General features: G+C 55.4%; 14 protein-coding genes. 13 read left to right on the top strand and 1 reads right to left on the bottom strand.

What is annotated here, in order from left to right:
• The first annotated feature begins 371 nt into the window (after positions 1–371).
• The 12 genes from CVU60_08535 (at position 372) to CVU60_08480 (ending at position 14,526) form a co-directional block, all read left to right on the top strand.
• A complete protein-coding gene (locus CVU60_08535) occupies positions 372–1,382 on the top strand; it encodes a hypothetical protein (protein PKN42251.1) in 1,011 nt (336 codons plus the stop codon).
• A gap of 211 nt (positions 1,383–1,593) precedes the next feature.
• Entirely contained in the window at positions 1,594–2,907 is a 1,314-nt protein-coding gene (hisD, locus tag CVU60_08530) for a histidinol dehydrogenase (protein PKN42250.1), read from the top strand.
• An 86-nt stretch (positions 2,908–2,993) separates the two neighbouring features.
• Entirely contained in the window at positions 2,994–4,013 is a 1,020-nt protein-coding gene (locus CVU60_08525; protein PKN42249.1) for a C4-dicarboxylate ABC transporter, read from the top strand.
• 88 nt (positions 4,014–4,101) lie between these two features.
• Complete coding sequence (locus CVU60_08520) at positions 4,102–5,970, top strand: C4-dicarboxylate ABC transporter substrate-binding protein (GenBank protein ID PKN42248.1); 1,869 nt, start codon at positions 4,102–4,104, stop codon at positions 5,968–5,970.
• Between the two features lie 413 nt (positions 5,971–6,383).
• Positions 6,384–7,244, top strand: a complete 861-nt coding sequence (locus CVU60_08515; GenBank protein PKN42247.1) for a 6-phosphogluconate dehydrogenase — start codon at positions 6,384–6,386, stop codon at positions 7,242–7,244.
• Between the two features lie 177 nt (positions 7,245–7,421).
• Positions 7,422–8,417 (top strand): C4-dicarboxylate ABC transporter substrate-binding protein, encoded by a 996-nt coding sequence (locus CVU60_08510; protein ID PKN42246.1) that lies wholly within the window; start codon positions 7,422–7,424, stop codon positions 8,415–8,417.
• A gap of 27 nt (positions 8,418–8,444) precedes the next feature.
• Positions 8,445–8,975 (top strand): TRAP transporter small permease, encoded by a 531-nt coding sequence (locus tag CVU60_08505; protein PKN42245.1) that lies wholly within the window; start codon positions 8,445–8,447, stop codon positions 8,973–8,975.
• Positions 8,975–10,279 (top strand): TRAP transporter large permease, encoded by a 1,305-nt coding sequence (locus CVU60_08500; GenBank protein ID PKN42244.1) that lies wholly within the window; start codon positions 8,975–8,977, stop codon positions 10,277–10,279. The genes CVU60_08505 and CVU60_08500 overlap by 1 nt, the downstream gene beginning before the upstream one ends.
• A 69-nt stretch (positions 10,280–10,348) precedes the next feature.
• Positions 10,349–12,208, top strand: coding sequence for an aldehyde ferredoxin oxidoreductase (locus tag CVU60_08495; protein PKN42243.1), 1,860 nt, complete (start codon positions 10,349–10,351; stop codon positions 12,206–12,208).
• A 20-nt stretch (positions 12,209–12,228) separates the two neighbouring features.
• The gene (locus tag CVU60_08490; GenBank protein PKN42285.1) at positions 12,229–12,456 is read left to right on the top strand and encodes a thiamine S protein; all 228 of its coding nucleotides are present in this window, start codon (positions 12,229–12,231) and stop codon (positions 12,454–12,456) included.
• A gap of 4 nt (positions 12,457–12,460) precedes the next feature.
• Positions 12,461–13,726 carry a transcriptional regulator gene (locus CVU60_08485; protein PKN42242.1) on the top strand — a complete coding sequence of 422 codons (1,266 nt, stop codon included), beginning with the start codon at positions 12,461–12,463 and terminating at the stop codon, positions 13,724–13,726.
• Complete coding sequence (locus CVU60_08480; protein ID PKN42241.1) at positions 13,723–14,526, top strand: thiamine biosynthesis protein ThiF; 804 nt, start codon at positions 13,723–13,725, stop codon at positions 14,524–14,526. The genes CVU60_08485 and CVU60_08480 overlap by 4 nt, the downstream gene beginning before the upstream one ends.
• 52 nt (positions 14,527–14,578) lie before the next feature.
• On the opposite strand, the gene CVU60_08475 is transcribed toward CVU60_08480, so the two are convergent.
• The gene (locus CVU60_08475; protein ID PKN42240.1) at positions 14,579–16,168 is read right to left on the bottom strand and encodes a hydrogenase; all 1,590 of its coding nucleotides are present in this window, start codon (positions 16,166–16,168) and stop codon (positions 14,579–14,581) included.
• Positions 16,169–16,611: 443 nt separating this feature from the next.
• Between CVU60_08475 and CVU60_08470 the strand changes: the two genes are divergently transcribed.
• On the top strand, positions 16,612–16,896 hold the full coding sequence (locus CVU60_08470) for a flagellar biosynthesis protein FlgA (protein PKN42239.1): 285 nt from the start codon (positions 16,612–16,614) through the stop codon (positions 16,894–16,896).

Genomic DNA, 16,896 nt, shown 5'->3' with positions numbered 1-16,896 from the left:
TTGCCACACCGATGCTTCACAATGAGTCATCATGCTCGAAAACGGACACCCTCCCCTTCTCCCGTCACACAGGTGCTCACCAAAAAAATGTGCATTTTTAGATAATTACAAGATACACGGTCTAAATCATTCTTGGAACACTCTTTGCTTTATAAGAAACGAAACGCATTGTGGAAAAAAAATCGGGTGCACTTTACACCAGAGCGAATTCCTGAACCAATTCCGAATGTTCAACGAACATCCGCATTGCATAGATTGCCAGTATTTTGCTTTTAACACAGAATGTTTACCAATAAGAGATTATTTAAAAAAATAATGAAAGCGGTTTCATTTTATTAAACTGTAAAAAAATAAAATACAAATAAATTGAAATGAAAAATGCGACTATTTATGAAATTGCAAAAAAAGCAAATACTTCAATAGCTACTGTATCAAGAGCTATTAATTCTCCTCATATGTTGAAAAAAAATACATATGATAGAATAATACAAGTAATGCACGAAAGCAATTATACATACAATGAAACAGCCGCAAATTTCTCAAAAAACAAATCAAATGCCATTTGTGTTTTAGTTCCACATATAACATCTTCAGTTTTTTCAAGATCAATATCAGCAATTCAAAAAGTATTGTATGAAAAAGGATATTTTCTTGTAACAGCGAACACAGATTACGATGGATCTATCGAGAGAAAAAGACTTCAACAGATTAAATCACAACGTTTTGCTGGATTATTGATGTTTGGATTTTCAATTGAAAATACTAAAAAAGTTATAGAACTTCATGAAAGCGGAATGCACATAGTCATAATGTGGGAACATGCCATAGAACCATTAAACTATGTCGGCTTTGACAATTACAAGACGACACGCATGGCGCTGGAATACCTCATCTCCCTTGGTCACAGAAAAATTGGTTTCATTCTGGGCCCATATTCGAAAGTCGGCCGAGCATATCAACGCTTCCAGGCGTGCCGAGACATCATCAACGAACACCACCTCGAGATCCCAGACCATCACATTCAAGAAGCATTGCCAACAATTGAAGATGGAAAAAAAATAATGAAATCAATGCTGCAAAGCAGGGAAAAGCCAACGGCTATATATTGCAACAATGACCTTCAAGCCATTGGAGCCATACACGAAATACATAAATATGGATTAAAAGTTCCAGATGACATATCCGTTTTCGGATATGACGATATCGAAATTGCGCAATACTTCTCCCCTGCACTGACAACAGTTCATGTAAATGCTTACGATATTGGAAAAATAGCTGCTCAAGAATTGATAAATAAGATAGAAAAAAACAAAAAAACAAGAATTACACATGATATTCCAGCGTCAATTATTACACGTGATTCTTGTACTAATATAATATAAAATAGACCTAACATTTATAACATATAAAATTTGAATAATAAAAAATATTTCTTAGCGATAACAAATGAAATAAATTTTTATAGAAACATGAAAGCGCTTACATTTTTCAAAAATTATTGAAATTAAATCAAGAGATTAATCTGCAGATTTTTTATAATATGCCAGGCGTGAATTATACAACAAAACTTATATTAAACAAAAGGGGTATATGATGGAATTCTTGAAGAAAGCATCCACTTCAGCAGAGCAACACAGCAGCGAGGCCAGAAAAGTTGTCGAAGGAATACTGGCCGATATTCGCGCCAATGGAGAAGACGCCGTCCGCGCCATCGCCAAGAAGTTCGACAAGTGGGACCAGGAATTTGTGCTTTCTCCCGAGAAGAAGAGCCGTCTGATTGCGAGTGTTCCCGAAAAAACAAAAAAGGACATCCAGTTCGCTTACGAACAGATCACGGCTTTCGCCAAAGGACAGCGGGACAGCATCAAGGACTTCGAAATGGTCACGCCCGCAGGTATCCGCGTCGGACAGCGCGTCATTCCCATGGATGTGGCGGGCTGCTATGTGCCTGGCGGCCGCTTTGCCCACACCTGCTCTGCCCTCATGAGCATCGCCACCGCCAAGGTTGCCGGAGTCCCCTTCGTGATCGCCGCCACGCCCCCGCGCGGTGACAGCATTGACGCATCCGTCTGCTATGCCATGGATCTTGCCGGTGCCGACATCATTCTTGAAATGGGCGGAGTCCAGGCAGTCGCAACAATGGCTTACGGCCTCTTCACCGGAAAACGCGCAAACATCCTCGCTGGCCCGGGCAACGCTTTCGTGGCCGAAGCAAAGGCCATCCTTGCCGCCGAAGGCCTGTGCGGCATCGACCTTTTTGCCGGCCCGTCCGAAATTGCCGTCATTGCAGATAAAAACGCCGATCCCATGACCGTGGCCATCGACCTGCTGTCGCAGGGCGAACACGGCACCAATTCCCCTGTCTGGCTGTACTCGGACTCCCGCGAACTGTGTGAGCGGGTTCTCGAAATCATGCCCAAGCTCATCGCCGACATGCCCGATCCGGCCACACCAGCGAAATCCTGGGACGAGTACGGAGAGGTCATCCTCTGCGAAAACCGCGAGGAAGTCGTGGCCGTCAGCGACCAGTACGCCCCCGAACATCTCGAGGTGCTGGTCGATGATCCGGAGTGGTGGCTCAACAACTTGAGTTCATACGGTTCCCTCTTCATGAGCGAATTCAGCACGGTGACCCACGGCGACAAGTGCTCCGGCCCCAACCATATCCTGCCGACGAAAAAAGCCGCGCATTTCAGCGGCGGCCTGAACGTACACAAGTATCTGAAGATTCTCACCTATCAGGAGCCTGCCGACGAGCGCACGAGCTGCCTCGTCAGCGAATACGCCTCCCGCCTGTCCCGCGTTGAGGGCATGGAAGGCCACGCCCGGGCCTGCGACTGGCGTCTGACCAAATACAACCCCGGCAAGACCTGGGACTTCAAGGTTTATCAGCATCCCGAGTATTAGTGAGGCACAGTGCTATATCCGTTCCGAAACATCTAATCTTCTGTTCTCGAACAGAATCCCCTGCAGAACAGGGGAGGGAGCTTTGAATGAGACCACGAGTATTGTCCTTGTTTCTCATGGCTGCGACCGCATTCGCACTTCTGTCCGTCAACGCCATCGCAGCAGAGCCGTACACCGGCGAGACCATCAATCTGCGCCTGGCCAGCCCCAGCCCGACCGGCACCAACATGGTGCGCGGGTACGAAAAGTTCGTTGAGATCGTGGATGCGAAATCAGGCGGCAAGGTCAAAATCAAGCTTTTCGCCAACGCCGTCCTCGGGAGCGACCGCGCCACACTGGAAGCCGCCCAGACCGGCACCCTCGACATGGCCTCCTGTTCCTCACCCAACATGGCCAGTTTTGCCCGTGAATACATGGTGTTCGACCTGCCGTTCGTGACGTCCCCCAAGTTCCAGGAAAATCTCTACGCCGCCCTCGACTCGGGCGAATTGGGCAAGCGCCTTGAAGCCGTCGCCGCCGGCATCGGCCTCAAAACGATCATGAACAGTGAATACGGATACCGCAACTACGTCAGCGCCAAAAAACCTTTGAACAGCATCGGCGACCTCAAAGGCCTCAAGGTACGCACCACGGATTCCCCCATCGAAGTGGCCGTCGCCAAGGCTCTGGGAATGAGCCCGACTCCCATCGCCTGGGGCGAAGTCTACACAGCCCTCCAGCAGGGCACGGTGGATGCCGAGGGCAACAACTGGGAGCACCTGGTGAACGCCAAGCACATTGAAGTGCTGAAGTACGCCATGGACTCCAACCACAACTACAGCATGCACCTGCTGATGATGAACAAGCAGAAGTTTGATGAACTGCCCGCTGCAGTCCAGAGCCTGCTCATGGAAAGTGCCAAGGAAGCCCTTGATTGGCAGCGCGCCATCAGCATCGAACATGAGGCAAAAGCCGAAAAGGCCATGCTGGATGCCGGAATCACGATCCATAGACTTACTGACGAACAGCGTGCCGAACTCGTCAAGGCCACTCAGGTTGTCTGGGATGAATTCAAGAAAGAACTGAACCCAGAACTGCTTCAACTCGTGCTGGACACTCAGAAATAGAGCGCAACCAGAATACAACGCATGGGGCAAGCATCAGCTGCCCCATGCGTTTAAGTAAGAATGAACATGTGAGCTGAGGAGCATTGACATGTCGAGCACCGGTGAAGCATCCTTGAATCCGAACAAAAGCATCTTAGAACTGCTCAATGAGAATCTTGAGAAACCAATTATTATCATTACCCTACTTGGGTCCTTATTACTCATATCGTATCAGTGCCTTGGAAGGTATGTCCTGACGCATTTCATCCCTGACATGATAATGCCAGCATGGACTGAAGAGACAGCAAGATTTTTATTCATATGGTCAACATACTCTGCAATTCCACTAACTATCAGACTAAGAAATAACATAAGAGTCGATATTATTTACGACAGGCTCTCTCCTTCACTGCAAGGCATGACTTGGATAATGGTAGACATCGCCTTTCTGGCATTATCTGCAGTTATTCTTTATACAAGCTTCGGATATCTTGAGATGCAGCTGAAGTTCGCGCAGTACACGCCGGCACTTCGAATTCCGTATTACATCCCATATATCATCCTGCCCCTTGGCTTCGGACTGATGGTGCTCCGCCTGCTCCAGGATCTTGTCGCCCAGGTTCGGAGCTCAGGACTCAAACTCACGGTTCTGGCTTGCGTCCTCAGTGTAATCATTGCCTTCCCGATATTTTACGCCGAAAACGTGAACGTCCTCACGCTTCTTTTCGGTTACTTCATCGTATTCCTGTTCCTGGGAGTACCCATCGCCATCTGCCTCGGACTGGCGACACTGGCCACGATCATCTGTGCCGATACGTTGCCGGTCAACTATATCGCACAGATACCCTTCACCGCCATCGACAGCATGCCCATCATGGCCATTCCCTTCTTCATCGCCGGGGGTGTGTTCATGGGTGCGGGCGGCCTGTCCAAGCGCCTGCTGAATCTGGCGGACTACCTGCTCGGAAATCTGCCTGGCGGCATCGCCCTGGCCAGTATCGGGGCGAGCATGTTCTTCGCCGCCATCAGCGGCTCCGGCCCCGCCACGGTGGCCGCCATCGGCATGCTCACGATTCCAGCCATGATCGAACGCGGCTATGACAAGCTTTTCGCATGCTGCATCGTCGCCTCGGCGGGCTGCATCGGCGTCATGATCCCGCCAAGCAACCCCTTCGTCGTGTACGGCATCACCGCACAGGCCTCCATCGGCAAACTCTTTATGGGAGGCATCGTCCCGGGCGTCCTGACGGGCCTGCTGTTGATGGTTTTCACCTACCTGTATTCCAAGAAACGCGGCTGGAAGGGAGTTGACCAGGAAAGAAGCGCGGCCCTGCTCGTTCGCGCCTTATGGGACGCTAAATGGGCCCTGCTTGTTCCGGTCATCGTCCTCGGCGGCATTTACGGCGGCATCATGACCCCGACGGAAGCAGCCGCGGTCGCCGCTCTGTACGGCCTTGTCGCAGGGCTCTGGATTTATAGGGAACTCAACCTGAGAAGCGTTTTCAATAGCGTTGTCGAGGCCGGCACAGCTTCGGCAGCCATCATCTTCCTCATCGCCCTGGCAACACTGTTCGGCAACATCATGGCCATCGAAGGGGTACCGGAAAAGATGGCCCGCATCATTTTGAGCATCAGCAACGACAAAATCGTCGTGCTGCTGATGATCAATGTGTTCCTGCTCTTTGTCGGCACCTTCATGGAAGCTCTCGCGGCTATCGTCATCCTCACGCCGGTCCTGCTTCCCGTGGTTGAAAAACTGGGAGTGGACCCGGTTCACTTCGGCATCATCATGGTCGTCAACCTCGCCATCGGCTTCATTACGCCGCCCGTCGGGGTCAATCTGTTCGTGGCCAGCGGCATCGGCAAAACCAAGATCGCCGAACTCGGGGTCGCCATCCTGCCCATGCTGGGCCTGATGATCCTGGCGCTGCTCGTCATAACCTATATTCCAGCCGTACCCATGGTTTTTGTTCCGTAACGAGAAAAATACGGAAAAAGAGGCGTCATTGATACATCGAAGATAACTTCATAACATTCCCGGGCCCTCGCCAGACATCCTTGCGAGGGCCCCTCTCCAGCCCGGCTCACTTCAAGCCACAGCAAAAACCCGCGCAAACGAGCCCGTGAAGGAGTTATTTTGCCCGGATTTGCCCACCCCGTACCCGAAAACAACCAAAGTGCCCGAGTACGGGCAATCACCACTCCCGCCACAGAGTCTCTCCAACGACAAAAATGTCCCGTAGTCTGAGCACATAAAGACTTCCTCTCACCAGGGTACGCCTTGGAACGCTCTTTGCTCAGGGTCCCGCAAGATGGTAACTACAGGAATCATCTTTTTCGAACTCGTTAATTTTCCAGAATAATTACATGACAACTTCAACGGAGGCAGACATGCAGATCGGATTCATCGGAGTAGGACTGATGGGAGGCCCCCTGGCCCGCAACCTGATTCGCGCCGGAAAGGATGTGCTCGTGTTCGACCTGAGCGAAGAAGCCGTAAAACGCACCCTCGCCGTCGGCACCACCGGCAAGGCCGCCGCTACCGTGGCGGACGTGGCCTCCTGCGACATCGTCTTCACCAGCCTGCCTCTGCCGCAGCATATCAAGGGCGTCGTCCTGGGTGAAACAGGACTGTATGCCCAGATGCGCAAAGGCGCGCTGCATATTGAACTCTCTACCATCGATCCGGGTTCGTCCAACGAGATGCGGACCGCTGCTGATAAAGCGGGATTGGGCTACCTGCAGTGCACCCTGGGCAAGACCCCGGCCCATGCGGAAAAGGCCGAAGAGCCCATGTTCATCGGTGGCGACAAGGCCCAGTATGACGCCAACGAAGATTTGTTCAAAATCATCGGCATCCCATTCTATGTAGGCACAGTCGACGCGTCCTGCGCCGTCAAGCTCATCTCCAACATGATCGGGATGACCAACCTCGCTGTGCTCGCCGAAGGCATCAAGGTCGGCGACAAGGCCGGCTTGGACAGGACCCTGCTGCTCGAACTTTTGGCCGACACCGGTGCCCGTAGCTTCCAGATGGATGTACGCGGTCCGTGGATCGCGGCCGATGATTACAACCCGCGCTTCGGGCTGGACCTAGCGCTGAAGGACGTACGTCTGGGGCTGGAGATGGCCCGCGCCTGGGATCTTGATCTCAAGGCCATGGAAGCCGCCCTGGTCTACTACAAAAACGCCAGCAGCGAAGGCTACGGCAAGGAAGACTGCAACGCGGTCGCCAAAGTCGTCGGCAAATAACCGTTCTTTCTCAAGTTCGAAGGTTTTCGCGATAACGCGGTGAGAAACGCCTTGCTATGAGTCCCGGGGAAAACGGACAAATCCGCTACCCCTATCCTTCAGATTCGGTGAATGCCCTGCATGGATTTCCCGTGCAGGCGGAGATATAACCTAGCCAAAGATCAGAGGAGAGACCGCATGAGACGAGTTCTGTACGCCATCACGGCCCTTGTTTTTCTGTTCAGCGTAACGACGGCTTCCGCCGCCGATTACAAAAAAATGACCATCAGGGCTGCCACGGCCAACCCCGAAGGCAGCCTGCACACCACGGCGATCAACAAGTTCAAGGAGATTGTTGAAAAGGAATCTGGAGGACAGATCACGGTCCAGACCTTCTTCGGCGGCTCCATGGGCGATGAGCAGTCCAATGTCCGCCAGCTGCGCAGCCAGGAAATCCACTTGGCCGTTCTGGCCGTGGGCAACCTGACCCCCTTCGCCTCCCAGGCCAACATCTTCTACCTGCCCTACATGTTTCCCAAGATCGACTCGGCCTACACGCTGCTGGGACATGACGACTTCGCCGCCAAGGTCGCCGACAAGGTCGTTGAACAGAGCGGCACCCGGCCCCTGTCCTGGCTGATCGGCGGCTACCGTCACATAACCAACTCCGAAAAGCCTATCGCCAAAATCGACGACCTGCAGGGCCTCAAGATCCGCGTCCCCCCCGTTGCCGTGCAGCTTGAAGCCTTCAAGTCCTGGGGCGTCGAACCCCACCCCCTGGCCTGGTCCGAAACCTTCAACGCCCTGCAGCAGGGTGTCATCGATGGCCAGGAAAACCCGCACACCGTCAACCGCGACCAGAAGTTCTGGGAAGTCCAGAAACACATCACCGAACTGCACTACATGCTGTGGGTTGGCCCCATGCTGGTCAGCGAATCCTGGTACGCCAAGCTTGACGCCGACACCAAGGCTCTCGTGAACAAGGCCGCCAAGGAAGCCGCACAGTACGAATGGAAATGGGCCGCAGAACAGGATGCCGTGGCCAAGCAGCAGTGCATCGACAAGGGCATGGTGGTCACGGAGCTGACGGATGAGCCCTTATGGCAGGAAAAAGCCCGCACCGTATGGCCCCAGTTCGAGGAGCAGGTCGGTGGCAAGGCCATGATCGATGAAGCCCTCTCCCTCATGAAATAAACGAAACACTGCAGGAGGCTGGCAATCATGTCGATTCAGGCGACGTCTATCATTCGCAAGCTGTACGATAATTTCGAGGAAATCCTGAGCGTGGTGTGCGTCGGCGTCATGGTTGCCTGCCTCATGCTTCAGGTCGGAGCCCGCTGGTTAGGCGGGCACGGCCTACCATGGACGGAGGAGCTCAGCCGCTTTGCCTTTCTGTGGGCCGTATTTTCCGCGGCGGCCCTCGTGGCCAAGCACGGCTCACATGTCCGCATCACCGCCCAGTATCTGCTCATGCCGCCGAAATACCGGCTGGGCTTCCGGATGCTCACCGACACCATCTGGATAATCTTCAACTTCTACATCGCCTGGACAAGCTGGCAGGTCGTCAGCAGCGGGTTGGAATTCCCGGAGCTTTCGCCCACCCTGAAAATTGTCAGAGGCTATGTCGAAATGATCATCCCGTTCGGCTTCGTGCTCATGAGTTGGCGAATAGTGGAAAACTACGTCATCAGGTTCAGAAGCGGGACCCTGCTCGAACTTGTGCAGGAAGAATTTGAAAAGGGGGAAAAATAATGGAACTCTCCGTCTTACAAATGGTCCTGATCACCCTGGGCGTATTCTTCCTGCTCGGTATGCCGGTCTTCATGAGTCTGGCCATCTCGGCCGTCGTCGCCCTGACCTTTGGCGGATACCTCCCCATGTCCGTCATCCATAACTCGATTTTCGACGGACTGAACATCTTTCCGCTCCTGGCCATCCCCTGCTTCGTTATCGCCGGCACCCTCATGGAGTACGGCAACATCACGAACCAGATAGTGGAAGTGGTCAAGCAGCTTGTCGGCCGCATGCACGGCGGCCTGGGAATCACCACCATTCTGGCCTGCACCTTCTTTGCGGCCATCTCGGGCTCGGGCCCGGGCACCGTGGCCGCTGTAGGGACCATCCTGATCCCGGCCATGGTCCGCAGCGGTTACAGCAAGGATTACGCGGCGTCCGTGTCTTCTTCCGGCGGCACAATCGGGCTGCTCATCCCGCCGAGCAACCCCATGATCATCTATTCCATCCTGGGCAACGTATCCGTCACGGCCATGTTCACCGCCGGCTTCATCCCCGGTTTCATGGTTGGTCTGGTCATGTGCCTCACGGCCTGGACCGTGGCGAGAAGGAAAGGGTTTCGCGGCGACGAAAACACCCCGCCGTTCAACCTGATCAATTTTCTGAAGACTCTCTGGAAAAGCTTTTTCTCCCTGCTGACCCCCTTCGTCATCCTGGGGTCCATCTATTCAGGGCTGTGCACCCCCGTCGAAGCGGCCGTCCTGGCCATCGCCTACGCCCTCTTCGTCGGCATCGTCATCAATCGCGCCCTGCGGCCCGTACATATTTACAAGGCCTTGCTGGAAGGCGCACTGCTCTGCGGAGCCGTGCTGCTCATCGTCGGCACGTCGACCCTGTTCGGCAAGATCCTGACCTTCGAGGAAGCCCCCCAGCGTCTGGCCACGGCCGTCATGAGCATATCCCAGGACCCCAAGATCGTGCTGCTGCTCATCATCGGCGTACTGATCATCCTCGGCATGTTCATGGAGACCCTTTCCACCATCATCATCCTGGTGCCGGTCCTCATGCCCATGCTGCACGTAGTCGGCATCGATCCCATCCACTTCGGCATCATCCTGGTGGTGACCAACGAAATGGCCCTGCTCACGCCGCCTCTGGGGGTCAACCTGTTCGTGGCGTCGCGATTGGCGAACATCTCGGTGGAGCGCATCTCTGTCGGCGTGCTCCCCTTCCTCGCCGCGCTTCTGGTCTGTATCCTGATCCTGACATTCTTCCCTGAAATATCCACCTGGCTGCCGTACACACTGGGTATGGGACAATAAACAGATACTTCCGGCGACGGGCATTCCGTCGTCGGAAATTGACTACATAAAATTCCAAGGAGAGCGAAAATGCCGTATGGTTATAACGGAAAAATCTTGGTGGTTGACCTGACTGCGGGCACGTGGTCCGTGGATGAACACGACGAAAGCTGGTACCGCACCTACTGGGGCGGCGGTTCCCTGGCCAGCTGGTACATGCACAAGTTCATTCCGACGAAGACCGATCCCCTCGGTCCGGAAAACGTTCTGATTTTTGCGGCCTCGGTGCTCTGTGGCTGCGGCATGTCGGGCTTCAACCGCTACACGGTGGCGGCCATGAGTCCCCTGACGGGCGGCTTTGGCGAATCCGAAGCCGCCGGATATTTCGGCCCGGAGATGAAGCACGCAGGCTTCGACGCTGTTGTCTTCAAGGGTAAATCCCCCAAGCCCGTCTATCTTTGGATCAACAAGGGCCAGGTCGAACTGCGCCCCGCAGGTCCGCTTTGGGGCATGGAGAACGCACCTTTCCTGGACGCCGTCCGTGAAGAACTGGGCGACAAAAAGATCCGCATCGCCTCCATCGGCCCCGCCGGCGAGAAGATGAGCCGCCTGGCCTGCATCATCAACGAACTGGCCCACGCCAACGGCCGCAGCGGCATGGGCGCGGTCATGGGCTCCAAGAATTTGAAAGCCGTCATCGTGCGCGGCGAGGAAGGCAGCATCGAACTCGCCAACCCCGAGGCCTTCAAGGAACTCAATCTGTTCCACCGCAAGCGCATCGGCGAGCACATGCCAAACGTCGGCATGCGCAAGTTCGGCACGGTGCAGCACATGATGGCCCAGCAGAACTCCGGCATCCTGCCTACGCGCAACTGGAAGGACTGCCAGTTCGAAGACGCGGCCAAGCTCGGTTGGGAAGGCTACGAGAAGGTCTTTGACGGCAACCACACCTGCTACAAATGCACCGTGGCCTGCAAGCGCAAGGTCAACAATATCGCCGAAAAGCGCTACGGCGGACCCGAATACGAAACCCTGGCCGCCCTTGGTTCCATGTGCGGTGTTGGTGATCTGGACGCCGTGTGTCGCGGTCACGAGATCTGCAACGCCATGGGCATCGATACCGTCGGAGCAGGCGCGGCAGTGGCCTTTGCCATGGAGCTCGCCGAAAAGGGCATCCTCACCCCTCAGGACATGGGCGGACGACTGATCACGTTTGGAGACGGCGCGGGTATGCTTGAACTTTTGGACAAGATCGCTCGTCGTGAAGGAATTGGCGATGTCCTCGCCGATGGCGTCAAGCGCGCGGCCGAGAGCATCGGCAAGGACTCCGAGGAATACGCCTTCCACGTCAAGGGCCAGGAACCGGCCTTTCATGACCCGCGCGGCAAGACCGGCGTCGGCCTGGGCTTTGCGCTATCCCCCACTGGTGCGGACCATATCGAGGCCCCGCATGAAGTTCCTTTCCAGGGCGAGGGCGTGAAGCTCGTCAACCCGCTTGGCATCATCGTGGCCCCCAAGGCTCTGGACAACGGCCCAGACAAGGTGCGCTACTTCATCGCGGGTGAAAAGACCTGGGCCATGAACAACACGCTCGGCATCTGCAACTTCGTGGTCGCGCCCCTCTTCGCCCTGAGCTACGCCAAGCTGTGCGAAGTCATTGAAGCGGTGACGGGCTGGTCGACCAGCATGCACGAGCTCATGCTCGTCGCGGAACGCTCCATGGTCCTGGCCCGCATGTTCAACACACGGGAAGGCATGGACAGCAAGGACGACACATTGTTCCGCCGCATGTACGAACCTCTCCCGGATGGCCCTCTCAAGGGCACGACCATCGATCCGAAGGAATTCCAGAACATGCTCCACATGTACTATACCATGATGAACTGGAATGAAAAAGGCATCCCGCGTGAAGGGGCTCTCTACAATCTGAGCCTGGAATGGCTGAATTAGCCAAACAGATGGACGAACGCATGCGCATCAGTCTGACCCTGGAGGCCATCCTCGCCAAATACGCGCCGGAAAACCCGAAGGCATACGAAATTCCCGGTCCCCTGACGGTGGAGGAACTCATCCTCCACCTGGGGATTCCCGAGGATCTCGTCATGTTTGTCATCGTCAACGGACAGATGGCGCCCCTTGCGACACAGCTGCAGGACAATGCGTCCGTCTCCCTGTGTCCTTACATATGCGGAGGCTAGCATCATGAACATCAAGCTCAAATACGGGTCCGAATACAGGGTTCTTGAACTGCCCGACGACTCCGACGTCACGATTATGAAGCCCCGGGACATGCCGGTCCTTGAGGATCTTGGCCGCGCCCTCGACGAAGCCCTGGATCATCCCATCGACACTCCGCCGCTGGAAGGCAGAGCCAGGCCGGAAAGCATCGCCATCGCCGTGCCCGACGAGACCAGGCCGGCGCCCCTGAAGGTCCTCCTGCCCGTCCTGCTGGACCGTCTGTTCCGCATCTGGCCGGACCTTGATCCGGCCAGCGTGCGCATCGTTGTCGGCGGCGGCCTGCACCCGGCGCCCGACGAAGCCCAACTGGCGCGCATTCTGCCCGAGAATCTGCGCGGCTGCACAGTCGTGTCCCACGATGCCTTGGCCTCGCCCATGACCAATTTCGGCGTCACCAGCCGCGGCACCCCCGTGGAGATCAACGCCGCCTACGGCGAGGCAGAGCTCAAACTCGTCATCGGCATGATCGATCCCCACCAGTTCCAAGGGATGACAGGCGGGGCCAAGGGCGTGGCCATCGGCTGCGCCTCCGCAGCCTTGATCCAGAACAACCACAGCCTCATGTCGAGCCCCGAAGCCCGGGTAGGCAACATCCTGGACAATCCCACCCGCCTGGACATCAACGAAGCCGGCCAGATGATCGGTATCGACATGGCCATCAACGTCAGCCTCAACCCGGCCAAGCAGGCCGTGGCCCTGCTGGCTGGCGAACCCGTGGCGGTCCTGAAGGCCGGGGCGGCCTTTTCCGAAAAGGTCTACGGACTGCCCCTGGAAAAGCCCTTCGACATCGTCATCGCTTCCTGCGGCGGCGCCCCCAAGGACATCTGCCTCTATCAGGCCCAGAAGGGCCTCAACCTGGCCTCCCAGTGCGCGGTCGAAGGGGGGAAGATCCTGCTCCTGGCCGCGTGTCCCCAAGGCGTCGGCGACGATCACTACCAGAACTACGTTCGGCAGTTCGCCAGCCCCGAAGAGCAGATGCGGGAATTCGAGGAGCGGGGCTTCCGCATGGGCGCGCACAAGGCCTTCCTGTTCAGCAGGACCCTGACGCGCTTCACGGTGGTGGTGGACTCGAAGATGGACGCCGGGGAACTGGCCGAATGCCACCTGAAGAAGGACGACGCCCAGCAGACCCTGGACCGCTGGCTCAAAGACGTTTCTCCCGGCGCGAAGCTGCGCATCGCCGTGATCCCCAACGCCAACACGACCTATTTCTTCAGGGCCGCGCCATGAGCGGCGACGACACCCTTACCCCTCTCCCGGACCATATCTTCATTGACAGGGCGGCCCAATCGGGCCGCACCATCCAGCAGGAAGTCTCCAGAGGCATAGAAGGCGGCGAGATGCCCATCCGCTACCAGCGCAACGCCGCGACCATCAGTCCCATGGAACAGGCCAAGCTGGCGCGCTCCCGGATTCTCCTCGTGGGCTGCGGGGGCCTTGGCGGACACGTGCTGGAATTTCTCGTCCGGGCCGGAGTGGGCACCATCCTGGTCTGCGACCCGGATCGGTTCGACCTCACCAACGCCAACCGGCAGATACTGGCATCCTCGAACAACATAGGGCGGATAAAGGTCGAAGTCGCCTCGGAACGCGCCGGAAGGATAAATCCCCTGGTCAGGGTTATGCCTCTGGCCACGGATTTCCGAAATGAAAAATCCCTGGCCGCAGACCTTGTAGTCGATTGTCTCGGCGGGGCGGAATGCCGCAGGGACTTGCAGCGCATGGCCGCAGAAGGGAAAATGCCGCTCGTTTCGGCCGGGATTTCAGGCTGGACAGCTCTCGTCAGCACGACATGGCCTGGCGAGACGGGACTGGCGGAATTCATGAACGAAAAACAGGCGGGCAGCGAACTCATCCAGGGCGTTCCGAGCCCGGTAGCCGGTTTCGCAGCGTCCCTTCAGGCCACGGAAGTTGTGCGAATTCTGACTGGCCACATTCCGGCGCTGCGAGGCAGCCTCCTGTTGGCCGACCTGGCCGAAATGCGTTTTTCATCCATCAGTCTGCAGACAGGACTGGATTTCTCGATCTGAGCCAGAGTTCAGGCCATCCCGGGCGGCGCCCCCCCCCCCTTAAACGATCACATCACCGCGCCCCGTTTTTCGACACTGAAGCATCTATTTCCAGCTTGACCATTCGTCTCTGCAGAGTCGAACGCGACAGGCCAAGCATCTTTGCCGCGCCTTTGGGTCCGGAAATGACACCACCGGAGCGGGACAGGGCATCAATGATATGCTGCCGCTCCACCTCCTCCAGACTGCAGGTCGAGGAGGGCTTCGACGGTGCCGGAAGAGACTCGGCCGACGGCTGCGGATAGGCCAACTCGTCCGTACGCAGGGCCTCCTGGATATCTTGGCGGCTCAGTTTTCCGGAAATCCCCTGTTTTATGAGCAAAGCACTGATGACATTTCGCAATTCGCGGGCATTGCCCGGCCAGCAATGCGTCTGGAGTTGGTGTAGAAGATCCTGGGACAGCTGTATTTGCGGCAGAGAGTACTGCGCACAGAGTTGCGTGACAAAATAGCTCGACAGCGCGGGGATGTCTTCGACCCTGTCGCGCAGAGGCGGAATCTGGAGCGTGCAGGACGACAGCCTGTAGTAAAAGTCACTGCGCACCTTCCCTTGGCCGACGGCCTTGCGCATCTCGACGTTGGTAGCAGCGATAAGCCGGGCATCGACGGAAAACGAGACGCTTTCACCCACACGCTCGAAACAGCTGTCATCCAGGACATGCAGCAACTTGCTCTGCATTTCCTGGTTGAGTTCGGCGATCTCATCCAGGAACAGTGTCCCCTGATGGGCCAGTTCGAAACGACCAACGCGTTTTGTCGCGGCCCCGGTGAACGCCCCCTTGGCATGACCGAAGAGTTCACTCTCAAAAAGCGTCGAAGCCATGGCCGGACAGTTGACTTTCACAAACTGCTTATTGCGGCGCTGGCTGCGGCAATGGATGTAATGGGCCAGGCGCGACTTGCCCGTCCCCGTCTCTCCGAGGATAAGCACTGGAATATCCAGCACAGCCACGGCGTGAACACTGGCCATGAAACGACGCATGGACTGGCTTTCGAAAAAGAACGTCTCGCTCTCACCCGTTTCGCCGGTGTACGGAACCTGGTTCAGGCTGGCGCCCTGATCAATATGCTCCATGGCCAGAAGCGCCCCCAGGCCCACCGCCACCAAGGGGGAAAGCTCCAGCAGAAATTCCATTATCTCATAGAGGTTGTCCGGTTTCCGTCGGAAGGAGCAGTGCAGGGTGCCGATGATCTTGTCGTTAAGTATAAGTGGAAAGGCCATGGTCGTGGTCAGACCCGCCTCGGCCATGGGATGGAGCATGGATTCCGCGAAATGCTGCGAAACGTCCGTGATGACGACGGGCTTGCGCGACTGGATGACATGCCCGGCGACAGTGGTCTTTTCGGCCTTGCGGATGGGGGAAAGGGAATTGATGACCGCGCCCTCAGCAGCGGTGAAGTAACTGAGCAGCTCACTATTGGGATCATAGAGATTGATACAAAGCCGGTCGAAGCTGAACTGCTGACGCAGAAGGCGTGACAGGTTCTGCAGAAACAAACTTCGCGACGAAACTTTGCCCAGGGAGGAGACAAGCTCGCGGCCCAGCGCCTGCGCATAAAGCATGCGCGATGCGTGCGTCTTGAAATTTTTGGTGGAATCCATGCGTCTAGCCCCCTCTCTGAAATAAAGTGATTCAGGTGCCCGCCATTTGCCCGAATCCGGGCAAACTGTCCAGCACTGCGCACATCGGCATTGACAGAAGATGTTTCCCTTCAAAAAAATTCTTTAATTTCGGGATGTTATTTTTTTTTCTGTAGATTTTATTTTTGGAATGCTCCTTGCTAATAATTCTTTAGAACGCATCAAAATTATGTGCAGATGATGCAGATAGATTATAAATAACTTTATACCACTCGATATTTGCAACTAAAATATATCTTACATTGTTATTATAAGCTCATATATTTTATGAATTAATAACAAATCAAGAATTGCAAACATTGAGACAGAATTGAGGCAGATCGAGGCCGTTATTTCGGTATGATACAGTAAACTATATTTGCGTATCCCTCGATTCTACAATTTAACCGTTTTAGGAGGCGTACATGGCTATCGATTTTTTGGTACACGAAGCCGCGGATGGCGTTGGCGTAGTGGTCGTTGAAGGCTTGAAAGCCGGTCAGGAAATCACTGGTTGGGTCATGAAAGAAGACCAGACCGTCAAAATCAAAATCCTCAACGATATTCCGATTGGACACAAGGTTGCCCTGAAGGATTTCGCAACCAGCGACACCGTCATCAAATACAACACCGACATCGGCAAGGTAGTGGCCCCCATCAAGAAAGGCGAACACTTGCACGTCCACAACGTTAAAACCAAGAGGTGGTAA

Source organism: Deltaproteobacteria bacterium HGW-Deltaproteobacteria-18 (genome assembly GCA_002841885.1).
Lineage (GTDB): Bacteria > Desulfobacterota > Desulfovibrionia > Desulfovibrionales > Desulfomicrobiaceae > Desulfomicrobium.
The sequence above is the reverse complement of the archived record's forward strand: the minus strand, read 5'-3'. Positions and strand labels throughout refer to the sequence as shown.